Source organism: Flavobacterium sp. 21.1 (assembly GCF_057801535.1).
The window spans coordinates 520,240-536,803 of record NZ_JBYNXA010000005.1; the positions used below are offsets into that span (position 1 = coordinate 520,240).

The following is a 16,564-nucleotide window of genomic DNA, read 5'->3' on the forward strand; positions in this document are numbered from 1 at the left end:
CAGATTTTTTATACTATTCATAAGGGGCTGTGAATAGAAGTTTAGTATTATTAAAATTACGTATTATGTTGAAAATAAGCAATTTATCTATAAATAATCAAGGTGAAAGCCTGATAATCACTTTCTGGTAAAGAAATTTTGGTGAACTCAAAATTCACATTTTTTTAAGGTTTAAGTAGGTCTCTCAGAAAAAAAATGAAACCAAAATCAATTTTCAACCAAGTTCCCCACCTAATTGATGTTTTAAAAAAAGTATGTTTGACGATGATTTTTAGTTCAGTAGTTCCGACCAGTTTAGTTCGTTCGGTAATTCTGCATTGGAAAACTCAATGTGGATCACCCGTCTTTTTTTATTGTTGGTTGTACGGTTTGAACTGTGCAGGAGTAAGGGTTTCATGATCATGATTCCACCTCTGGAAACATTGCAGATTCTTTCCTTTTCTGTTTCCCAATCGATATTTTCCGGCCGGTAAATGCCTTTAAGATGTGATTTCTCGATTACTTTTAGCGCTCCGTTGTTTTCGTCGGTTTCGTCGAGGTGAATTCTAATGGTGAAGATGTTTTCCAGAATTTCCAGCGGAGGTTGTACTGCGAACTGATTTTGCTTTGTAGTCCAGGGGCCGTAGTTTTGAATGTCTGCTTTTCTGTCAACGGAAATGGTCAGGTCCTGATGATAAGCAACATACCAGTTTGAAGTTTCCGGTTTATCAAAATAGATACTTTTGACTGCAAAATAATCTTCACCGAAAAGCTCCGAAATTACTTTTCTGAGGTTCTCATTAAAAATCAGAGTATGTATTTCCGGAATTTCTTTCAGAAATTGACGAATCGCAAACAGATCCGAAGATTTTCGAAAGTTGTCTTTTGAGGTGTCTGCATCTTTCATGACATCAAGTATTTGTTCGATTTCTTTATCGGAATAAACACTGTCAATGGTCGTGAAACCAAGTTCGGCTATTTGAGTTTTATGGTTGTCAGTCTTTTTCATGATCTTTCGCATAACTTACCCACGCTTTACATAGAACAGAATTCTGCTGTGAGGGACACAAAGATACCTAAAAGACCTGGAGTAAAGGTTGAAAAAGGGGGGCTAATGACGAACGCTTATTTCTTTTCAGTTTGCAGTTTTTCTAAATTCTCGTTCAGTCTTCTTAGTTCTTTCAGAATAGAATCATTTTTGTCAGCTCCCGAAAGTTCCTTTGCGAGGTTTTTTAAATCAGAAGCTACCGGATCTTCACTTTCGGCTTTTAGAATAATGGTGTCCTTTTCAGAAATCATTTTTTTACTTTTCCCAAGTTTCAGGGCAATAGCTTTCGGACTTATGATTCCGGGGGATATAATTTTGAATTCCGTATCACTGGGAATATTGATTTCGTCTTTTATTGAAGATTTTATCAGAATTTCGCCTTGATCCGTCAGGTCGATATTGTCGATTGTACCGATTTCAATTCCGTTTAAACTCAAAATGGATTCTTTTGTCAGACCTTCACCATTTACAGCTTTTAGATAAACGGTCTTGTCTTTTGAACAGGAACTTAAGAAAACGAATAGTACAAAGGTTAGTAATTTCTTCATTTTGGACAGATTGATTTTGGTTTTAAAAACAAGGTTAGCTTCTGCGCTGGATTTCTTCCCATTCTTCTTTGGTCATTTCAAATTTAACTTCATTCTTTCCATGAAGTCCATTTCGTCGCCAACCAGAATTCATATAAAACTTCTCGGCTCTTGTTCCCGGTGCAGTTCCAAGCCAAAGTTCCTGTTTCCCGGTTGAAAAATACCAGGAAAGCATTAAGGTCTGAAGTTCTTTTCCAATTCCTTTACCTTCAAAATCAGGATGTAAAAAGAGCGCCCAAACATTGTTCTCCAACATGTCAACAATTGCAAACCCAACAATTCGATCGTCGATTTCACAAACCCAGCCTTTTCCGCGCTTTGTTATGAATTCTTCACAATCTGAGTCAGTTACCAAAGCCGGATCGGACAAAGTATTTTCTTTAACCGAATTCCTGACGATTTGAATTTGCATGATATCTTCAATTTTTGCTTCTCGGAATATCATACGCTAATAGCTCTTTGTTGAATTAATTAGGATTTGCTTAGTATCGTAAAATATTTTTAACGGGGGTATGGTGTGCATTTCCTCGCTGTCGACCAATAAACCTCTGTAGCTTGCGGCGACGTTCTTTTTGCCGTAAATTATAATCGTTCCCTGGCAGTCATGAGAACTGCTGGGAAGACTAACAGCTTCATTCTTTTTTTCTTTTATCAATTTTGCCTGAATGGTACTTTCGTTCAGTTGTTTAATTTTGGTAATACGATTTTTAAGTAACTCTTTTACGAGATTGTCGGCATCAAATAATGTTAATTCTGTCTTAATCGATTCAGAATCGACAATGTTGCCATTTGGTAAAGTGACTAGTGTTGGAGGAAGGTAAACGCCGCCAACTAAAAGGCTTTTGATGAAATAACCTGTCCAATGTGAATTTTCCTGTATCAGATAGAAAACTTTGGAATTCTCACAGGTCTTGTAAATTATAGTGTTTTGTAAGTTGATTTTTTGGGCAATGGAATCTTCAACGATCTTAAATTCTTTAGTGAATCGGTAAATCTTTTCGGTATTAATTGTCTGGGCTAAACCGGTCTGAATTCCCAAAATAAGGAGGAGTAGTTTTAGTGCTTGCATATGTTAGAATTTTTGCCGTAATAAATATAACTATTTAATGGAGTCGGTTGTAAAATAATAGAACTGCTGTCAGAAAAAAGTAATCACTCTTTCCATTTCACATAATTTGTTATTCCGTTTTCGTCCCAGTCAATTTTCAACGTGTCTTTTGTGGCATTTTTAATTAGTCCGACTCTTACATAATCATTATAGTAAACTTTAATGGTGTCGTGGTTTATAAGATAGGGCATATCCCCATCGCCGTCATAGTCTACCACATAAAATGATTTTTTTGTCAGATCAAAATCCGCGTGTGGGCCTTCCGGGTCGTTTGTCCAAATTCCGAAAAGCAGATTCACATCAAATTTCGACTTGATTATCTTACTTTCTTTCGGTCGGTCAATATTCGGTACACTTTCAAGATCTGTGTTCTTCCCGGAAACGGTTTCAACAATTTTGTTCTCGTTTTTTGATACTTCTGAACTTTCGAATTTGGCTTCTTTTGTGTTTTCTTTTTTATTGCAAGAAATTAAGGCCAAGATCGATAAACACATTATTAAATTTTTCATACAGTTCTGTGCAAGAGTTATTATTTTTCACATCTCTTTTCGATTACCGCTAATAATCGGTCCTGAAAATCTTTCAGCATTAAATCACCCCAAAATTTTCCGTAAAAATTGATTTTGGAAGTCAGACGATATTTTGTTGTCAGACATAATTTGACTTTTCCGGCAGCACTTTGTTTTAATTCATAAGAGGCATTCACAAATTTAAAGTAGTCGCCTGATAAGACATGCTGTTCGAAAATTTCATCTCCAACCGAGCTATTGTCAACCGTGATGTCAAATGAAACTTTTTGATTTTCATTGTATTCGGTAATGGTTTCGATAAATTTTAAGTTGTTTTCAAAGTTACCGATCCGTTGTCCTCCCAAAGCTTTTCGGTCGACTTGAGCATTTAAAGGTCTTGGGATCCCCATTTTGTTGAAAACGCCTAAATTGTATTCGTTAGCGTCAATGGTTTTTACTTCCACGATATTATTCCATATTTCTTTTGGAGTGGCGTCGATTTCCACTTCACTGCAAACTTCATATACTTTTGACGGACTTTTGACCTGGTTTTCAATAGTACCAAGCAGAAAGGGTAGTAATAAAATCGAGAACAGTTTATTGTCTCTCTTTTCCTGATTTATTCTAAAAAGTACGAATGCGAGCGCTGCCAAGGTCCCCAGCATAAAGAAAGGTGCGGCAAGGATCACAATACACAGAAAATCTTCAATTCCAAACAAATACAAAGTTGTGAAGAAACAGCCAAGAGTTAACCAAGGAATAAATATGAAGGCTTTATACGCCTTTAATTTGTCAATATCAGCAAACATCAACGGAATTATACCCAGTATGGTCGGAATTACGAACAGATACGTTATGGAAGCCAAAGAGGCTTTATCGCCAAAGACAATTCTCGTTAGTACGGCATAGACTACACCTATGAGTATCCCGATTATTAAAAGGCCGTGTTTTTCTCTGATTTGTTTCATTTATAATTGTTGCTAAAATCCGGCAAGTACAGAAAAAAGTTTTATGAGACGAATGGTTTGAGATTACTCATAATGGAAATGCCTTTATCATCAACGCCTTGCAGTTTATAGCTGTCAGGTTCACCTTCACCATTAATAAAAATGATCTCGATATTTTGATCGGTTATTTTTATATCCGTGATTTTTGCCAATGGGATTTTAAACTTTGAACCGATTTCGGTTTTTAAATAGTCGTAAAGTTTATATCCGCCCAATACTGCTATGGAAATTAAAGTTAATCCCGCTTTTCCGCTAATGAAACTTTTGAAGGTTAAAAAAGCAAAAAGTCCAATTACGAAAAGAATAAATCCGATCATCAAAGAACTTTTATTGTCGTTTTCCTTGTCGACTTTTTTTGTTTTCTCCGTTAAGGTTTTGGTTTCACTCCAGTTTCCGCTGTTGGTCAGAAAAAGATTTTCGGAATCGATGTTTACATAACCAAATTCGTATTTAAACCATTCTTTCATATTGTTTCTATTTTTGTTTTTTAACGCCGTAATTTGATTGAAGACTGCAAATATATAGAAAGTCGAAAGAGGTTGGTATCATAAACCTTGTTTGTTCATTTTTCTCCAGGTATCTAGAGTGATGACGGTGTCTTTTTCAGTGTCAAAATAACTTATTTCAAACGTTTTTTCATCAACCAAAAAATTAAAATGCGAAACTAAATTGGTTCCGTTGTCTTCTCCGACTTTCACCCAATAGTTTTTATCGGCCAGATTGGGTTGTGCATTTATCCAGATTTTTAGGTGCCGTGATCCGTTGCTTTTCTTCTCAATATAATTTGCCCTTTCTTTCACTTCCGGAAGTTTTAAAATGATGGCATATATTTTTTCTTCATCCGAAACCGATTTTTCTTCAGATTCAGTTTCCGCATGATTTATATTCTCAGAAGGCTGACTTACATCTGGCGCTTCAGGTCTGTCTGAATTAGTTTTCTGATTCTCACCACAGGAAAGAACGAGAACAGAAAGGATTATGAAGAATGAAAGATATAGTTTCAAGATTGATTTTTATAACCGTTTTTAAATTTGCATCGAAAGCCTGAATTTTTTCCCTGTACACTTCATCAGGTAGTTCTCATCATTTAAATCACGATTTTTCTTTACGCAATTGATGATTTCGGAAATTTCATCAGGACTTAATTCAGTCTTCGAATTTATTTGATATACCGTAAGTTCCGGCGCTTTGCCTAGTTTAATTTTCAGGTTTGTATTAAAACCGCGTTTCAGATTTATTTTAGAAATCAGAGCATCATACCCATTGGTCGAAACACTTATTTCAAAATTTTCAAATTGTCTTTCAATATAAAACTCGCCTTTGGAGTTTGTGTCCCGGACTGAAACCGTATTGCCAAAATTGTCTTTGATAATAATCGAAACAGTAATTTCTGAGTACGGAATTGGTTTGCCGTTTGAAGCTGTAATAACACCGGTAATTCTGTTATTGTCTTTTTGGATGGGTGTTTCAATTATTTCAATAGCACTTTTATCATCTTCATTCTGAAAACTGAACCAATATTCAAACTTGAATTCGCGTTCAGGATCAACTTTTTCAAAATACCATTTTTGCGCATGATTAAACGTAGAATGAAGAAAAAACAGGAATAGTAAAAGAGTTGTTTTCATAAACCGCGGTTGTACTCAGTTTAGGTTTTTATTTTTTGACGAAATACATGGTCACGTATTCCGTTCTTAAAATAAATTGTTTGTCATCCAGAAGCTTAATTTCAGCATCTTCATCAAAACCGTCGCCTGAAAGTTCTCTTGTTTGCGTGATCGTTTTTCCGTCTTTTGAAATTTCAAACGAGCCTTTAATCGGGGCCGCGTTGTTTCCGCTTTGTACCGTAGTGAATTTTCCATCGGAAGTAAAACACACATAAAAGTTTTGAGCCTGTTTGTTCAATTCTTCGGATTGTTCATTCTTGTTGTTAAATTCCATTTTTTTGAAAGTCCAGCATCCTAAGATTTTTTCGGAATTACTTTTTTGGGCAAAAGCGCTTGAAGCGGAGAAGATAACAAGCGAGCAGAAGAAAATTTTCAGATAGTTCATATTTAATATAGTAAGTTATCCAAAACTAATGATTCGCGGGAAACCTTACAAGTTCCTACCACGCGTTTTTTGTATTCCATAGTGATTGTTCAAAAATTTGCCATGCTTTATGCGGATTTGCAAGTATGGAATCTTTTACTGTTTTTCCTTTGATCATTTTTTCCGTGAAAATTATGAACCTTTTTTCTTTTTCCTTTTGACCACATTGACTATCAAAGTAACTTATTGATTCGATTAATTCAATACCGTTCTTATTGCTTTGATAAAGTGATTTTTTTGAATTACCGCAGGCTGAACTGTACCATTTTGTTCTTAGTGTTTTTTTTCCGTGATCAATTTCTAAATTGGGCAAATCGTAGCTTTTTTTGTGAATCAGCGTTCTGGTTTTCGAATCAAAAATTAGTGCCGTTGTAAAGGAATTTCCGTGAGCACCTTCGACTTCGCTTAGGATAATGTCGGTGTTTCCGTCAAAGTTTAAATCTGCTTTTGCCGTTTTCCAATTGACGCCTTCCACGCTGTCTTTAAAAGTTTGCCGAAAATATCCGTTCTGTAAATGATATAGTTTGAGTAAAGAATTCTCTAAAACAATACCAACTTTTTGATCATTGATCGTCAGCATTTTCACAAAAGGATCACTGTATTTATTATTGATTTCAACAGAATCAAGTTTGGAATACATATCAAATGTGTTTTTCCAATCCCCGGAAAGGACTTTGATCGTATCATTTTCGGTAAAAAGTACTATAGTGTCGACTTTTTCCTGATCGTGACTGGAAACCGACTTATCATCCTTCCTTTCAAATTTCGTCTTTGAATTGCAGGAAAGAAATAATGCCAGTATAAAAATGAAATAGATCTTCATTTGCTGGTTTAATTAAAAATTACGGCTAAAATTTCAAAACGGTTGTAAGTTGATGGATTTTATTTTGCCGCAATTCCATCACGTATCGCCGCTGCAAGAACATCAACACTTATATCTTTCAGCGATCTGAACTTAATGCAATAACCCGTGACATTCGCCTTACCGATTGTTTTTCCATACCTATCGGGTAAGTATTTTTTATCTTCAATACCCATGATATAAACAGAGATTCCGGTAGTGTTTGCGCTGAGACCGATCTGATAAAACTCTTTGGTTGTTCCGTCCGCATATTTTATGGGGTGGAGCCCATAACCGATGTTTGGATTGGAAACCACCTTATTTTCAGTGTTTTTACCGTCCAGAAACCATAATTTACATCCCGGCATTATTTCCAGAATGGTGTGGTGCAAAGTCTGCATGTCGCTGCTTTTTGGTTCAGGCTGGCTGGTGATGTATGTTTTGATTTGTTCTTCTATATTCATAAATATAATTTTTCATAGGTCTGTATTCAACGTCATTTTATGTGAAGTTATACTTTGACTGTTTTTCATTTTTATTGTAAATACAGATAAATGTAAGACTTTTCCAGGTAGTTGGTACATTCTTTTTTTGAAGAAAGCAGACTGTGAACTACGATTTCATAATTGAAATTTTGTAATTTAAATTTTATCAGTGTTTTTCCGTTTTGATTTGCAAACGTTAGGGTTTCAATAGCTTTTTTTATGTCTGCTTTGAAATTCTGTAAACTTTCTTTATCTGTAAAATGTGTTAGTATTTCTTCCGCCAATTCTTTTTCGTCATTGCCGGCGCTGTAGGTAGCCCAGTTTTTATACATATCTTTATAATCATATTCAAATGCTCTTTTTATCAATACGTAAAGGGCGCTATCCGGCTTTTTTAAATCTTTGTACAACCGATATTTCCAAAATGCCAGATCCACTTTCTGAAACTTGAATGAGGCGAGGGAAGTGGTTTCGTACGTGAGATCATGATCCGCAATGTTTACATATTTTAAAGCTTTCTCAAAATCCGCTTTTTTAGCATAATAGCTTGCTAAAACCATTGTTGAATGATATCTGTAATTTTTGTAAGGTTCGTCTAGTTTTGCGTTCGGATCTTTATCATTTAGTTTTGAATTAATTATCTTGTTGTAATAGAGCTCTATGTTTTTTTCATCTTTAGCTTCAATGTAATACCAAAGGACATTCCTTAAAGTGGTTCCGTATGTTGAGGAATCCTCAGGAGCTTTACTGAGAATATCCTGCCATGTTTTCAAGCCTCCCTCTTTATCACCGCTGTTATATAAATCATTACCCTTATCTATTTTTAAATCGAGATCGTTTTGACCAAATAAAAAGGATGATGATGTTATAAAAAGAAGTGCCAGTATTTTCTTCATGTTATTTAAGGTTATGTTTCGGTAAGATTGCAAGCATAACTGAATCTCTTTTGAATGCGATATCTGATAAATGCTTTTGTTTGCGACGCAAATTAACTGTTTTCGAATTTTCTAGTTTTGCTGACAAAGAATCTTTTAGAATTTGACTGGATAATGTCTCGAACAGAAAAAACTGTTTATTCTCTTCGTCGGCGTAAGGGTATTTAAATAAAATTGATTTTCCGTTTTCATAAGTTACTCTTACGAAATGCCAATCTCCGCAATACCAAATAGGCTTTGAATGTTTGAAAGCAAAGTCGATTTCATTTTTATTTTCGCACAAGTTTGTAATGGAATCGATTAAACTTTTCCTTATTTGGGATTGGCAATGATCAATGGACTGTGATTTTTCAGATTTAAACAAGGTTTCGGAGAAGCCATTTTTATCAATAGTTGAGTAACTTTTAAAATCCCTTGCATTTGTGAAATAAGTTATCATTTCAATCTTTTTGATTTGACTGGAATTTTTGCAGCTAAATAAGATAAGGAATAGTATTAGAACTAGTTGTTTCATTTAGCGTGTCAAAATTAATATTGGGAACATTTATATAATGCTAATCTCCGTATTTATTCCCAACTGGTTGTTTGCCATTTATTTTCAGATTTAAGGAAATATGTTGCACTACCAACTCCGTTGTAAAATTCTATTGCATAATCAGTTAGGCTGTCTTCGGATTCATAATGGAATTTCTGGGTGTAAATTCCAAATCTGGCTTCCGGAATGTTTATCTGATATGGTTTTGGGTAATATTTATTTTTAGTTTTAAAATTTTCAATTTCGACCTGGAATTTTAAGGCAGTATCAAAATTGATTTTCTTATGGATTTTCCTTAGAAAAATACCGGTAAAAATTGAAAAAACAGAAGCTAAAAGTATCGTTAAAACAATGTATTTAAAATTTGATTTAAGTTTTCGATCTGTATAAATACTCGTCAGAAAAATGATAAACGTAGATGAAATAAACGCAAAGAAAAGGATATTAACTGTAGAAGTATCTGTGGCCGACAGAATCGTCAAAAAGAACAAAAAAACAATAAAAATTACAATTAACTGTTTCTTGTTATCTGCGAAATAATTTTTCATTTTTAGGATTGGTATTTAGTTCTCGCTTTATAAAACTTCTTATGCACAGTCATTATCCATAAATAAACCAAACCGTTTCGGTGCCTTTTTCTTTTGCAAATTCCAGGAAGCGTTTGAAATTTCGTAAATCCTGTCCGAAATTATTATTGATATACCCATGCCCGTTATCAACTTTAAAATCAGCAAAGTAAACGGCATTATTTAGCGTGTCAAAATCGGTTTCGACTAATAATTCAGGAAGATTTTCGATATTGTTTAATTTGTCGATCAACGTATTTATTGTGAAAAGAATTTTGTCGATGTTTCCGTTTAATTTTTCCTTGTCGTTTTCGGCTTCCGCAAGAATTCTTTGTCTTTCTTCCTCTGATTCTGCCGTTTCCAGAAAATATTCAAGACCTTCTTCTTCAGGATAGGATTCCATTTCGTAGAGCGGTGCAATATCAACATTAACGATTTTACCAATTTGATCAAGTTCTGCCTCATGTTCTATGACACCCTGTCGGCTCATAAAATTGCAAAATTCCCTGCTTAAACTATGTTTTTCAAAATAGCCGTTTTCTTCTTTAAAGTACTCATCCGAAAAAATAATTTCGTCATTATTAACTCCGATACTGATGTCAAGTCCCATTTAGGCGTTTGTTTTAAAAGTTAATCATAAGGATCCGAAAGGTTTGTGCTGTAACGGATTTTTATGACTCATGTTTACAAATATATCGAAAAGATTGAAAGAAAAATTTGAAAATAGGAGTGAGGTTAGCGCAAGGCTGGATTTATACGATTGCTCCGGTTTCACTTTTTAAATCCGGTTAAATAAAAAAAAAGGCGTTTCAGTTTTGGCCAAAAATGTTGAACTGAGCTATTTCGAATATTTCAAAAGCACACCGCCTGTTCTTAGTTGTTGGGTTGAAAGAAGCGATAAGTTTTTGGATGGATTTCCCTGTCGGAACAGCGGCCGTCCGCTACCCAGGATAACGGGTGCAAGGCCAATACGGTATTCGTCAAAAAGATCATTATTTATAAAAGTCTCAGAAAGGTTTGCGCTTCCGAAAACATACATATCCTTACCATCTTGTTCTTTTAGCTTTTTAATTTCAGATGAAGCATTTTCGCTGATAATTGTCGTGTTGTTCCACTCGGCAGATTTTAGCGTTTTCGAAAAAACAAGTTTTGGAATGCTGTTCATCAAATTAGCGATTTCGCCTGTTTCTTTTGACCAATAATCGGCCATACCTTCGTAGGTCACACGTCCGAATACTAAGTAGTCTGCGGCATTTAATTGCTCAATGCTTAGTTTCTCAAGCTCTTCTCCCCAAATAACATTATGAAAAGACAGATCCCAGTTTTGATTTCCTTCAAAGTAACCGTCCAGGGTTATTACGTTCCACATTATCAGTTTTCTCATTTGTTTGCTTTTTAGTTATTAGTCACATTATTTATATTTCAAGATACTGCTTGGCAACAATATTTTAATAGCTGATCTGATTTAATTTTGTACTGTCTGTCGCAATCCAATTGTTGTCTTTGGAGATATATTCCACATCAAAACTTTCGGTTATTTTTGTTTTAAATTTATTGGACTTCGTATAAGAACCTTTGTCGTACTTATAATGCAAAACCACCGAGTGGGGTTTGACTTCAATTCTGGAGGTCAATCGGCATGAAAGAAATGTGTTTTTATAAGGTTGGCACATTCCATAGCTCAGGTTTACTAGTATTGAATTTAAATCACCTTGTGCTACTATTTCCTTGAAAACATAAATCTCACCTGAACAAAAACCAGAGCCGGTGCCACATTCTTTTAAATAAAAATAGTCGTGAAGCTTGCCAAAGCCGTTGTATTTGTTTTTCCAGCAACAGAGATACATTCCATTGATATATCGTTCACTTTTGAGGATATTCCCGTTTTGATCAATTTCCAATATGAAGTGGGAAGGTGATAATTTCGTGTTTGCCACATCATTTAAAAACAGGATATAATTTTGACTGTTCTCTTTTTTATAAAATTTACCGATGGTATCATTTTCATTCTGTTTTTCAAATGAATCATCAATCGTGTCATTTTTATTGAGTTCCAGGAGATAACCTTTAGCGTTTTTTAACGAAACATAACCGGAATCACCTTTGAAGCTAGTTTTATCAAAATATTTCGTGTTCCTTTTGGACGATATCGCCGACAAAAGAAAGAGCATCAATAAAGAGAAAAAGGTTATATGTGCAATTTTTATCATAATGTGACTGCGGATGTACTGTGGACTGATATTTCAGCGGAATTATCAAAATCGGATTCCGCTATTTCCTTTTTGCAACTTAGAAATAGTGATGAAATAAGTATAGTTGGAAATAGTAAGGTCTTTTTGATCAAAGCGTTATTTTATTGAGCAGATTATTTTTCCTTAAGCGGTTCTGCAAGTCCGATTAAAATTCCTTCCGGTCCGCGGATGTAACAAAGTTGATAAGCGTCTTGGTATTGAACTACTTCTTCGACAAGTTGTGCGCCAAGTTTATAAAGTCTTTCAAGGGTATCGTTTAGATCTGCGACGGCAAACATCACACGTAAATAACCTAATGAATTTACCGGAGCGTTGCGATGATCTTCGATGACTTTCGGATTAAGAAATCTTGAGAGTTCCAGTCGGCTGTTTCCGTCGGGAGTAACCATCATGGCAATTTCTACGGACTGACCGTGAAGTCCGGTTACACGACCCGCCCATTCGCCCTCGATCATAGCTCTTCCTTCCAACGCTAAGCCAAGTTCAAGGAAAAATGAAATGGCGTCGTCAAGCGATTCTACCACGATGCCAACATTGTCCATTCGAAGTAAATTATGTTTTGTCATGGTCGAAAATTTAGGGTTAAACTTACTTTATTTTCATTTCACCTGTTTACAAATATATCTAAAATGAAGAAAAAACTTCTTTTTAATCAATAACGGGGTTTTTATTAATCTTTAGTTTTATTAAATAGCAGATCAAAAGACCTATTGTTATTGTCGTACCCAAAACAGATACTATGAAGGCAAAAATTGCAGGTACTAAATACAGGAAACTAAAGGTGTTACCGGCGTCGATTATGGTGATGCAAATGAATGTACTCCAAATAATTAAATTGACTAAAAGCGAATATTTAAAAGAGGCTGTAATTAATCGGTTATTTTTTGAAAGATTATCAAATGCCTTTTTTCCTCCGATTCCCAGTGAAATCAAGAAAGCTACTATTAATCCGATAATGGCCTTGCCGTATAGTCCGGCCATAGCCATAGTAGCTAATCCTTCGCCGCTTAATGCTGCAGGTAATACAAAAACCAGTGCCACTGTAATTAAGCCGATTGGAGCACCAATCAGGTAGGAAATCAAGATACTGTATTTTTTGGTCATGTTTTTATGGTTTTTCATAATCCGGCGATGTTTACTAATAAAGGTTTTTTATCCGTGTTCGCAAGTTGTAAATAGATCGTATCCTTAGTAAACTTTAAGACTTTGAATTTGCCATCAAAAATATGCAGTATACTGTCTATTTCTGAATAGTTCCATTTACCGGTTTTCTTTTCCCCGGGCAAAACATTTGAAATCCAGTCTCCGTTTCGTTTAAAAGTATGAAAGAATTCAGAACTGATTCCTTTGGAAGCTTCTTCAGTAAAATTCTCTTTGCTGAAATAAAAGCCCCATTTTTTCGTGTCATCCGTGAGCGATTTTTCTAAATCACTTTGTTTCTTACAGGATGTGAAGATAATTACGGATAGTAAAAAAAGCAGTTTTTTCATCGTTGTTATTTATCCGGATTGTGTTGAAAACAGTAACCGTTTGCTATACTGGTCTTATGTTTACATCTTGTCCCTTTTTTAGTCATCCCTTTACATTGCACGGTGTTAGATTCTCCTTTGGCTTTATTCTGATATAAGGAATTTGATGTGGAAGACTGAGGAGGGTTACAAATTTTACATGGTCCTAATCCGATTTCTGCTGCTTCGCTTACTGTTAGTTCCTGTGAAACATTATCCACCATTCTGCAGGTTGCCAGATGATATTTTTTCCCCGACGGAGTTTTGTAGACGGTTTGACTTTTAACACTTAAAGAGAAAAGTATAAAGTAAATCAGAAGGAAGTAATTTTTCATAAGCGCTTTATACAATCGCGAACGATTTGTGACTGATACTTACAAATATACCGAAAAGTTTGATGGAAGTTTGTGATTAAATAGGAGAGAAGTGTAAATCGGCTTCGATCATATTATTGGCAAATATTGCTGCTACAAAACATTTCTAGCCGGATTATCTTTCCTGTGTCGTACCGTGTTGATGTCCTGATAAACGTCAATGATTGGGTCTAAATCGGTATTTTCCTGCTGTAATTCTGGTTTGAGTCTTTTAAACTGATCATCATCAAAAGTTGGGTTGAAATCACTCAATAAAAATTATATCCTAAAAATAGGGACAATACTAAGAAAGCAATAATTATCCATTTTTTTGAGGTCACAGGATTTTGATTTATTCCGCCGGATTTATTTTAAATCAAATTTATTTTTAAAGATTTTATTTGTCCAGATAACTGCCGAAATAAAAATTATAAACCCGGAAATGAAACCGAAGAGAATTGCCCCAATTGGCATAACAAACTCAGGATCTCCATTTTCATTATATCTTTTTGAAGGGTCCAAAAATTCAACGATTTGAAATACAATTATAAAAGTAATCCAACTTACGAATAAAGCGACCGTAAAGCTAGCTATGTATCGGATAAGTATTTTCATGTTTAAATCGCCGTTAACGAAAGTTTTTATTTACTCTGTTTGTTTCATCATTACTATAAAAAAACTTCATTTTATTCTTTTTCAAGTTGCTTTAATAATTCTTTAAACTCAGTGCTGACTTGCTGCTTAACCCTTAATAAGAAACGGATGGTGCTCCGAATGCGGCTCTAATTCGTCTACAATTAGTGAAATAAGGTTTACTAATTTCAGTTTTGAATTTGTTGAAAACTCCAGAAGATAGTCCTTAAATTTATTGTGATAAACCAATTGATCAAAGAATACTTTTATTTCCATTTCGCTTGGATCACTTGTTGCCGGATATATTTTCGAACCGTTGTTGTCATATTCATAGTTCTTAAATTTTTCGGACTTTACTTTGCGGATATTATTTTTTAAAAAACTAAATATTTTGGAATCATTTAGTTCAAATTCCTGTGATTTCTTTCCATTCTCATATTTCTCTACAACAGGTTTTCCGTACAGGTCAGCAATAACATAAAGCGTATAAAACTGTTGCCAGCTGCTTTGATCCTTTTCGTTTACAATCATTTCCGTTGTTGTCCGGGATATGATTACATAATTGGTTTTATCAGAATCTATTCTGTTGCTTATTTCTGCGGTTAGGTCAACTAAAGATTTCTGTTGCGAAAATCCGAATTGTGAAAATAGAATTAAGAGAATTATTTTGATATTTGTCTTCATGATAATTTGTTTAAACCGCTGTTAGTTGTTTGTTGCTATTCCCGCATTTTTTCTTTCAGACTTGACTGATACATTTTCGGGACCTGTTTGTATACTTCGGAATAGTTGATATTAAAAGGTTTCCCGTTATTTATTTGAACCGAACAACTGTTATTAACAGGTTCACAACAATCAATGAATATTGAATATTCAGTAATGATTTTAAAATTTTCCACTTTGCCAATCTGATAGCTCATGCAATAATCGGAGCAACCACAGGAAATATAGGAAAGAACTCTTTTATTCGATTTATCGATCTCGAAATTCGGAAACTGATCGAGATTTTCAATGTACTTCAGTTTACCCTTTTTATATAGCCATGCATTAGAAATATTGGAGCTCCTTAATTCCAGGTAGTTGCTAAGCAAAACCAAATCTTTGACACCGTCGAAATCAATGTCAGCGAAATCCAGAATATCATCTATGGGACCAGTACTGTTGTGTTTATGCTCAAAATTTGTAATCTCGTTCCAAACTTTGGATTTGCCGTAAATTTTTACGGAGTACACAGAATCATTTTTGCTGGCAATAAGCACTGCGCTCTGACTGCCCGTTTCAAAGAGATTACCAATTGCAACAGCTACATTTCCATCCTCATCGCCCCAAAAGTGCTTTTGATAAATAAATCTTTTGGAAGCATTGTTTTTTTCAAAGATACTGTCTGCTACTTTTAGATAATTTACTTTTTGAGCAATACCTGTAAAAAATGAAAATAGTATGATTGTCAGTATTTTATATTTCATTGTATTAGGTTGTATACTAGTTGAAGTTACTTTGTACCACAGATTTTAAACGCCGCTTTTTCTATTCTTTTCAATTTGTTGTTTTATTTTTTCGACAAATGTCTTTTCAAATTTGTGAATTTGTCTTTTGTTTGCGACATACCAAAAGTCTCTGTTTATAAGTCGTCTTTCCTTAGGTTTATGAACTTTACTGAGGCTGACAAAAGCAAAGGTAGTAAACGTGGTATCGACAGCCGGACGTGTCCACGTATGAACAATTTCTTTTGTGTCCGCGTAATAAAAATCAATATAAAGCCAATAGTCTGTTATGGTATTTGACTTTGTCATGGGGGGCAATGCGAGTGTTGAATCTTTAAGAGATAACTCAAGATGTTTTTTCATTTCTTCGGTCTCCCAATCATATTCAACCGTACGGGGAAAAAACAATTCCTTCTGACCAGGTGGCTGTAAATAAGGATTCGCATTTTTTAATTCCACGATCGCTTTTAGGACTTCCGCTTCAGGCGCATCAATTTCCCAGTACTCTACATAGGGGTAACTGCCGGCAAATCCGCCGATTTTTCGTCTGAAAAGTTCTTCACAACCCCAAAACATTAAAAATACAATTAAGGCTATGATGAAATATTTTTTTGTTTTAACAGTCATAATTGGTTGGGATGGT

Annotated in this window: 27 protein-coding genes; all 27 read right to left on the minus strand. The window is 34.7% G+C overall.

Annotated features, from left to right (window positions below):
- Positions 1–271: 271 nt before the first annotated feature.
- Positions 272–988, minus strand: a complete 717-nt coding sequence (locus tag AC3E9U_RS14415; RefSeq protein WP_488747618.1) for a phytanoyl-CoA dioxygenase family protein — start codon at positions 986–988, stop codon at positions 272–274.
- 116 nt (positions 989–1,104) lie between these two features.
- Positions 1,105–1,575 (minus strand): MlaD family protein, encoded by a 471-nt coding sequence (locus tag AC3E9U_RS14420; protein WP_488747619.1) that lies wholly within the window; start codon positions 1,573–1,575, stop codon positions 1,105–1,107.
- Positions 1,576–1,609: 34 nt separating this feature from the next.
- Positions 1,610–2,026, minus strand: a complete 417-nt coding sequence (locus AC3E9U_RS14425; protein WP_488747620.1) for a GNAT family N-acetyltransferase — start codon at positions 2,024–2,026, stop codon at positions 1,610–1,612.
- Positions 2,027–2,062: 36 nt separating this feature from the next.
- Positions 2,063–2,683, minus strand: coding sequence for a hypothetical protein (locus AC3E9U_RS14430; RefSeq protein ID WP_488747621.1), 621 nt, complete (start codon positions 2,681–2,683; stop codon positions 2,063–2,065).
- A gap of 83 nt (positions 2,684–2,766) precedes the next feature.
- Positions 2,767–3,231, minus strand: a complete 465-nt coding sequence (locus AC3E9U_RS14435) for a hypothetical protein (protein WP_488747622.1) — start codon at positions 3,229–3,231, stop codon at positions 2,767–2,769.
- 20 nt (positions 3,232–3,251) lie between these two features.
- The gene (locus AC3E9U_RS14440) at positions 3,252–4,199 is read right to left on the minus strand and encodes a hypothetical protein (RefSeq protein ID WP_488747623.1); all 948 of its coding nucleotides are present in this window, start codon (positions 4,197–4,199) and stop codon (positions 3,252–3,254) included.
- A 41-nt stretch (positions 4,200–4,240) separates the two neighbouring features.
- Positions 4,241–4,705 (minus strand): hypothetical protein, encoded by a 465-nt coding sequence (locus AC3E9U_RS14445; RefSeq protein ID WP_488747624.1) that lies wholly within the window; start codon positions 4,703–4,705, stop codon positions 4,241–4,243.
- A 78-nt stretch (positions 4,706–4,783) separates the two neighbouring features.
- Positions 4,784–5,242 (minus strand): hypothetical protein, encoded by a 459-nt coding sequence (locus AC3E9U_RS14450; protein ID WP_488747625.1) that lies wholly within the window; start codon positions 5,240–5,242, stop codon positions 4,784–4,786.
- Between the two features lie 21 nt (positions 5,243–5,263).
- Positions 5,264–5,866, minus strand: coding sequence for a carboxypeptidase-like regulatory domain-containing protein (locus tag AC3E9U_RS14455; protein ID WP_488747626.1), 603 nt, complete (start codon positions 5,864–5,866; stop codon positions 5,264–5,266).
- Between the two features lie 28 nt (positions 5,867–5,894).
- Positions 5,895–6,290, minus strand: coding sequence for a hypothetical protein (locus tag AC3E9U_RS14460; RefSeq protein ID WP_488747627.1), 396 nt, complete (start codon positions 6,288–6,290; stop codon positions 5,895–5,897).
- Positions 6,291–6,345: 55 nt separating this feature from the next.
- Positions 6,346–7,152, minus strand: coding sequence for an XAC2610-related protein (locus AC3E9U_RS14465; RefSeq protein WP_488747628.1), 807 nt, complete (start codon positions 7,150–7,152; stop codon positions 6,346–6,348).
- A 59-nt stretch (positions 7,153–7,211) separates the two neighbouring features.
- On the minus strand, positions 7,212–7,634 hold the full coding sequence (locus AC3E9U_RS14470) for a DUF1801 domain-containing protein (RefSeq protein ID WP_488747629.1): 423 nt from the start codon (positions 7,632–7,634) through the stop codon (positions 7,212–7,214).
- A 71-nt stretch (positions 7,635–7,705) separates the two neighbouring features.
- The gene (locus AC3E9U_RS14475) at positions 7,706–8,551 is read right to left on the minus strand and encodes a hypothetical protein (protein ID WP_488747630.1); all 846 of its coding nucleotides are present in this window, start codon (positions 8,549–8,551) and stop codon (positions 7,706–7,708) included.
- Position 8,552: 1 nt separating this feature from the next.
- Positions 8,553–9,029 (minus strand): hypothetical protein, encoded by a 477-nt coding sequence (locus AC3E9U_RS14480; protein WP_488747631.1) that lies wholly within the window; start codon positions 9,027–9,029, stop codon positions 8,553–8,555.
- 128 nt (positions 9,030–9,157) lie between these two features.
- Complete coding sequence (locus tag AC3E9U_RS14485; protein WP_488747632.1) at positions 9,158–9,673, minus strand: hypothetical protein; 516 nt, start codon at positions 9,671–9,673, stop codon at positions 9,158–9,160.
- Positions 9,674–9,725: 52 nt separating this feature from the next.
- Positions 9,726–10,301, minus strand: a complete 576-nt coding sequence (locus AC3E9U_RS14490) for a hypothetical protein (protein ID WP_488747633.1) — start codon at positions 10,299–10,301, stop codon at positions 9,726–9,728.
- A gap of 228 nt (positions 10,302–10,529) precedes the next feature.
- A complete protein-coding gene (locus AC3E9U_RS14495) occupies positions 10,530–11,075 on the minus strand; it encodes a dihydrofolate reductase family protein (RefSeq protein ID WP_488747634.1) in 546 nt (181 codons plus the stop codon).
- 64 nt (positions 11,076–11,139) lie between these two features.
- Positions 11,140–11,901, minus strand: coding sequence for a hypothetical protein (locus AC3E9U_RS14500; RefSeq protein WP_488747635.1), 762 nt, complete (start codon positions 11,899–11,901; stop codon positions 11,140–11,142).
- 155 nt (positions 11,902–12,056) lie between these two features.
- Positions 12,057–12,509 (minus strand): VOC family protein, encoded by a 453-nt coding sequence (locus AC3E9U_RS14505; protein WP_488747636.1) that lies wholly within the window; start codon positions 12,507–12,509, stop codon positions 12,057–12,059.
- A gap of 82 nt (positions 12,510–12,591) precedes the next feature.
- Positions 12,592–13,065, minus strand: coding sequence for a hypothetical protein (locus AC3E9U_RS14510; protein WP_488747637.1), 474 nt, complete (start codon positions 13,063–13,065; stop codon positions 12,592–12,594).
- A complete protein-coding gene (locus tag AC3E9U_RS14515; protein WP_488747638.1) occupies positions 13,062–13,433 on the minus strand; it encodes a hypothetical protein in 372 nt (123 codons plus the stop codon). Before AC3E9U_RS14515 ends, AC3E9U_RS14510 begins: the two co-directional genes overlap by 4 nt.
- A gap of 5 nt (positions 13,434–13,438) precedes the next feature.
- Positions 13,439–13,786 (minus strand): DUF5763 domain-containing protein, encoded by a 348-nt coding sequence (locus AC3E9U_RS14520; protein ID WP_488747639.1) that lies wholly within the window; start codon positions 13,784–13,786, stop codon positions 13,439–13,441.
- Between the two features lie 132 nt (positions 13,787–13,918).
- A complete protein-coding gene (locus AC3E9U_RS14525) occupies positions 13,919–14,077 on the minus strand; it encodes a hypothetical protein (protein ID WP_488747640.1) in 159 nt (52 codons plus the stop codon).
- A gap of 93 nt (positions 14,078–14,170) precedes the next feature.
- Positions 14,171–14,419 (minus strand): hypothetical protein, encoded by a 249-nt coding sequence (locus AC3E9U_RS14530; RefSeq protein ID WP_488747641.1) that lies wholly within the window; start codon positions 14,417–14,419, stop codon positions 14,171–14,173.
- Positions 14,420–14,545: 126 nt separating this feature from the next.
- Positions 14,546–15,121 (minus strand): hypothetical protein, encoded by a 576-nt coding sequence (locus AC3E9U_RS14535; protein ID WP_488747642.1) that lies wholly within the window; start codon positions 15,119–15,121, stop codon positions 14,546–14,548.
- Between the two features lie 35 nt (positions 15,122–15,156).
- On the minus strand, positions 15,157–15,903 hold the full coding sequence (locus AC3E9U_RS14540; protein ID WP_488747643.1) for an XAC2610-related protein: 747 nt from the start codon (positions 15,901–15,903) through the stop codon (positions 15,157–15,159).
- A 45-nt stretch (positions 15,904–15,948) separates the two neighbouring features.
- Positions 15,949–16,548 carry a hypothetical protein gene (locus AC3E9U_RS14545; protein WP_488747644.1) on the minus strand — a complete coding sequence of 200 codons (600 nt, stop codon included), beginning with the start codon at positions 16,546–16,548 and terminating at the stop codon, positions 15,949–15,951.
- Positions 16,549–16,564: the final 16 nt, after the last annotated feature.

What these genes read in the sequence shown, in the direction of transcription:
- AC3E9U_RS14475 (WP_488747630.1), bottom strand. Translation starts at nt 8,551, where the DNA reads ATGAAGAAAATACTGGCACTTCTTTTTATAACATCATCATCCTTTTTA.
- AC3E9U_RS14420 (WP_488747619.1), bottom strand. Translation starts at nt 1,575, where the DNA reads ATGAAGAAATTACTAACCTTTGTACTATTCGTTTTCTTAAGTTCCTGT.
- AC3E9U_RS14540 (WP_488747643.1), bottom strand. Translation starts at nt 15,903, where the DNA reads ATGAAATATAAAATACTGACAATCATACTATTTTCATTTTTTACAGGT.
- AC3E9U_RS14495 (WP_488747634.1), bottom strand. Translation starts at nt 11,075, where the DNA reads ATGAGAAAACTGATAATGTGGAACGTAATAACCCTGGACGGTTACTTT.
- AC3E9U_RS14425 (WP_488747620.1), bottom strand. Translation starts at nt 2,026, where the DNA reads ATGCAAATTCAAATCGTCAGGAATTCGGTTAAAGAAAATACTTTGTCC.
- AC3E9U_RS14480 (WP_488747631.1), bottom strand. Translation starts at nt 9,029, where the DNA reads ATGATAACTTATTTCACAAATGCAAGGGATTTTAAAAGTTACTCAACT.
- AC3E9U_RS14505 (WP_488747636.1), bottom strand. Translation starts at nt 12,509, where the DNA reads ATGACAAAACATAATTTACTTCGAATGGACAATGTTGGCATCGTGGTA.
- AC3E9U_RS14465 (WP_488747628.1), bottom strand. Translation starts at nt 7,152, where the DNA reads ATGAAGATCTATTTCATTTTTATACTGGCATTATTTCTTTCCTGCAAT.
- AC3E9U_RS14415 (WP_488747618.1), bottom strand. Translation starts at nt 988, where the DNA reads ATGAAAAAGACTGACAACCATAAAACTCAAATAGCCGAACTTGGTTTC.
- AC3E9U_RS14430 (WP_488747621.1), bottom strand. Translation starts at nt 2,683, where the DNA reads ATGCAAGCACTAAAACTACTCCTCCTTATTTTGGGAATTCAGACCGGT.
- AC3E9U_RS14520 (WP_488747639.1), bottom strand. Translation starts at nt 13,786, where the DNA reads ATGAAAAATTACTTCCTTCTGATTTACTTTATACTTTTCTCTTTAAGT.
- AC3E9U_RS14535 (WP_488747642.1), bottom strand. Translation starts at nt 15,121, where the DNA reads ATGAAGACAAATATCAAAATAATTCTCTTAATTCTATTTTCACAATTC.
- AC3E9U_RS14545 (WP_488747644.1), bottom strand. Translation starts at nt 16,548, where the DNA reads ATGACTGTTAAAACAAAAAAATATTTCATCATAGCCTTAATTGTATTT.
- AC3E9U_RS14435 (WP_488747622.1), bottom strand. Translation starts at nt 3,231, where the DNA reads ATGAAAAATTTAATAATGTGTTTATCGATCTTGGCCTTAATTTCTTGC.
- AC3E9U_RS14515 (WP_488747638.1), bottom strand. Translation starts at nt 13,433, where the DNA reads ATGAAAAAACTGCTTTTTTTACTATCCGTAATTATCTTCACATCCTGT.
- AC3E9U_RS14455 (WP_488747626.1), bottom strand. Translation starts at nt 5,866, where the DNA reads ATGAAAACAACTCTTTTACTATTCCTGTTTTTTCTTCATTCTACGTTT.
- AC3E9U_RS14510 (WP_488747637.1), bottom strand. Translation starts at nt 13,065, where the DNA reads ATGAAAAACCATAAAAACATGACCAAAAAATACAGTATCTTGATTTCC.
- AC3E9U_RS14440 (WP_488747623.1), bottom strand. Translation starts at nt 4,199, where the DNA reads ATGAAACAAATCAGAGAAAAACACGGCCTTTTAATAATCGGGATACTC.
- AC3E9U_RS14530 (WP_488747641.1), bottom strand. Translation starts at nt 14,419, where the DNA reads ATGAAAATACTTATCCGATACATAGCTAGCTTTACGGTCGCTTTATTC.
- AC3E9U_RS14445 (WP_488747624.1), bottom strand. Translation starts at nt 4,705, where the DNA reads ATGAAAGAATGGTTTAAATACGAATTTGGTTATGTAAACATCGATTCC.
- AC3E9U_RS14470 (WP_488747629.1), bottom strand. Translation starts at nt 7,634, where the DNA reads ATGAATATAGAAGAACAAATCAAAACATACATCACCAGCCAGCCTGAA.
- AC3E9U_RS14485 (WP_488747632.1), bottom strand. Translation starts at nt 9,673, where the DNA reads ATGAAAAATTATTTCGCAGATAACAAGAAACAGTTAATTGTAATTTTT.
- AC3E9U_RS14490 (WP_488747633.1), bottom strand. Translation starts at nt 10,301, where the DNA reads ATGGGACTTGACATCAGTATCGGAGTTAATAATGACGAAATTATTTTT.
- AC3E9U_RS14460 (WP_488747627.1), bottom strand. Translation starts at nt 6,290, where the DNA reads ATGAACTATCTGAAAATTTTCTTCTGCTCGCTTGTTATCTTCTCCGCT.
- AC3E9U_RS14500 (WP_488747635.1), bottom strand. Translation starts at nt 11,901, where the DNA reads ATGATAAAAATTGCACATATAACCTTTTTCTCTTTATTGATGCTCTTT.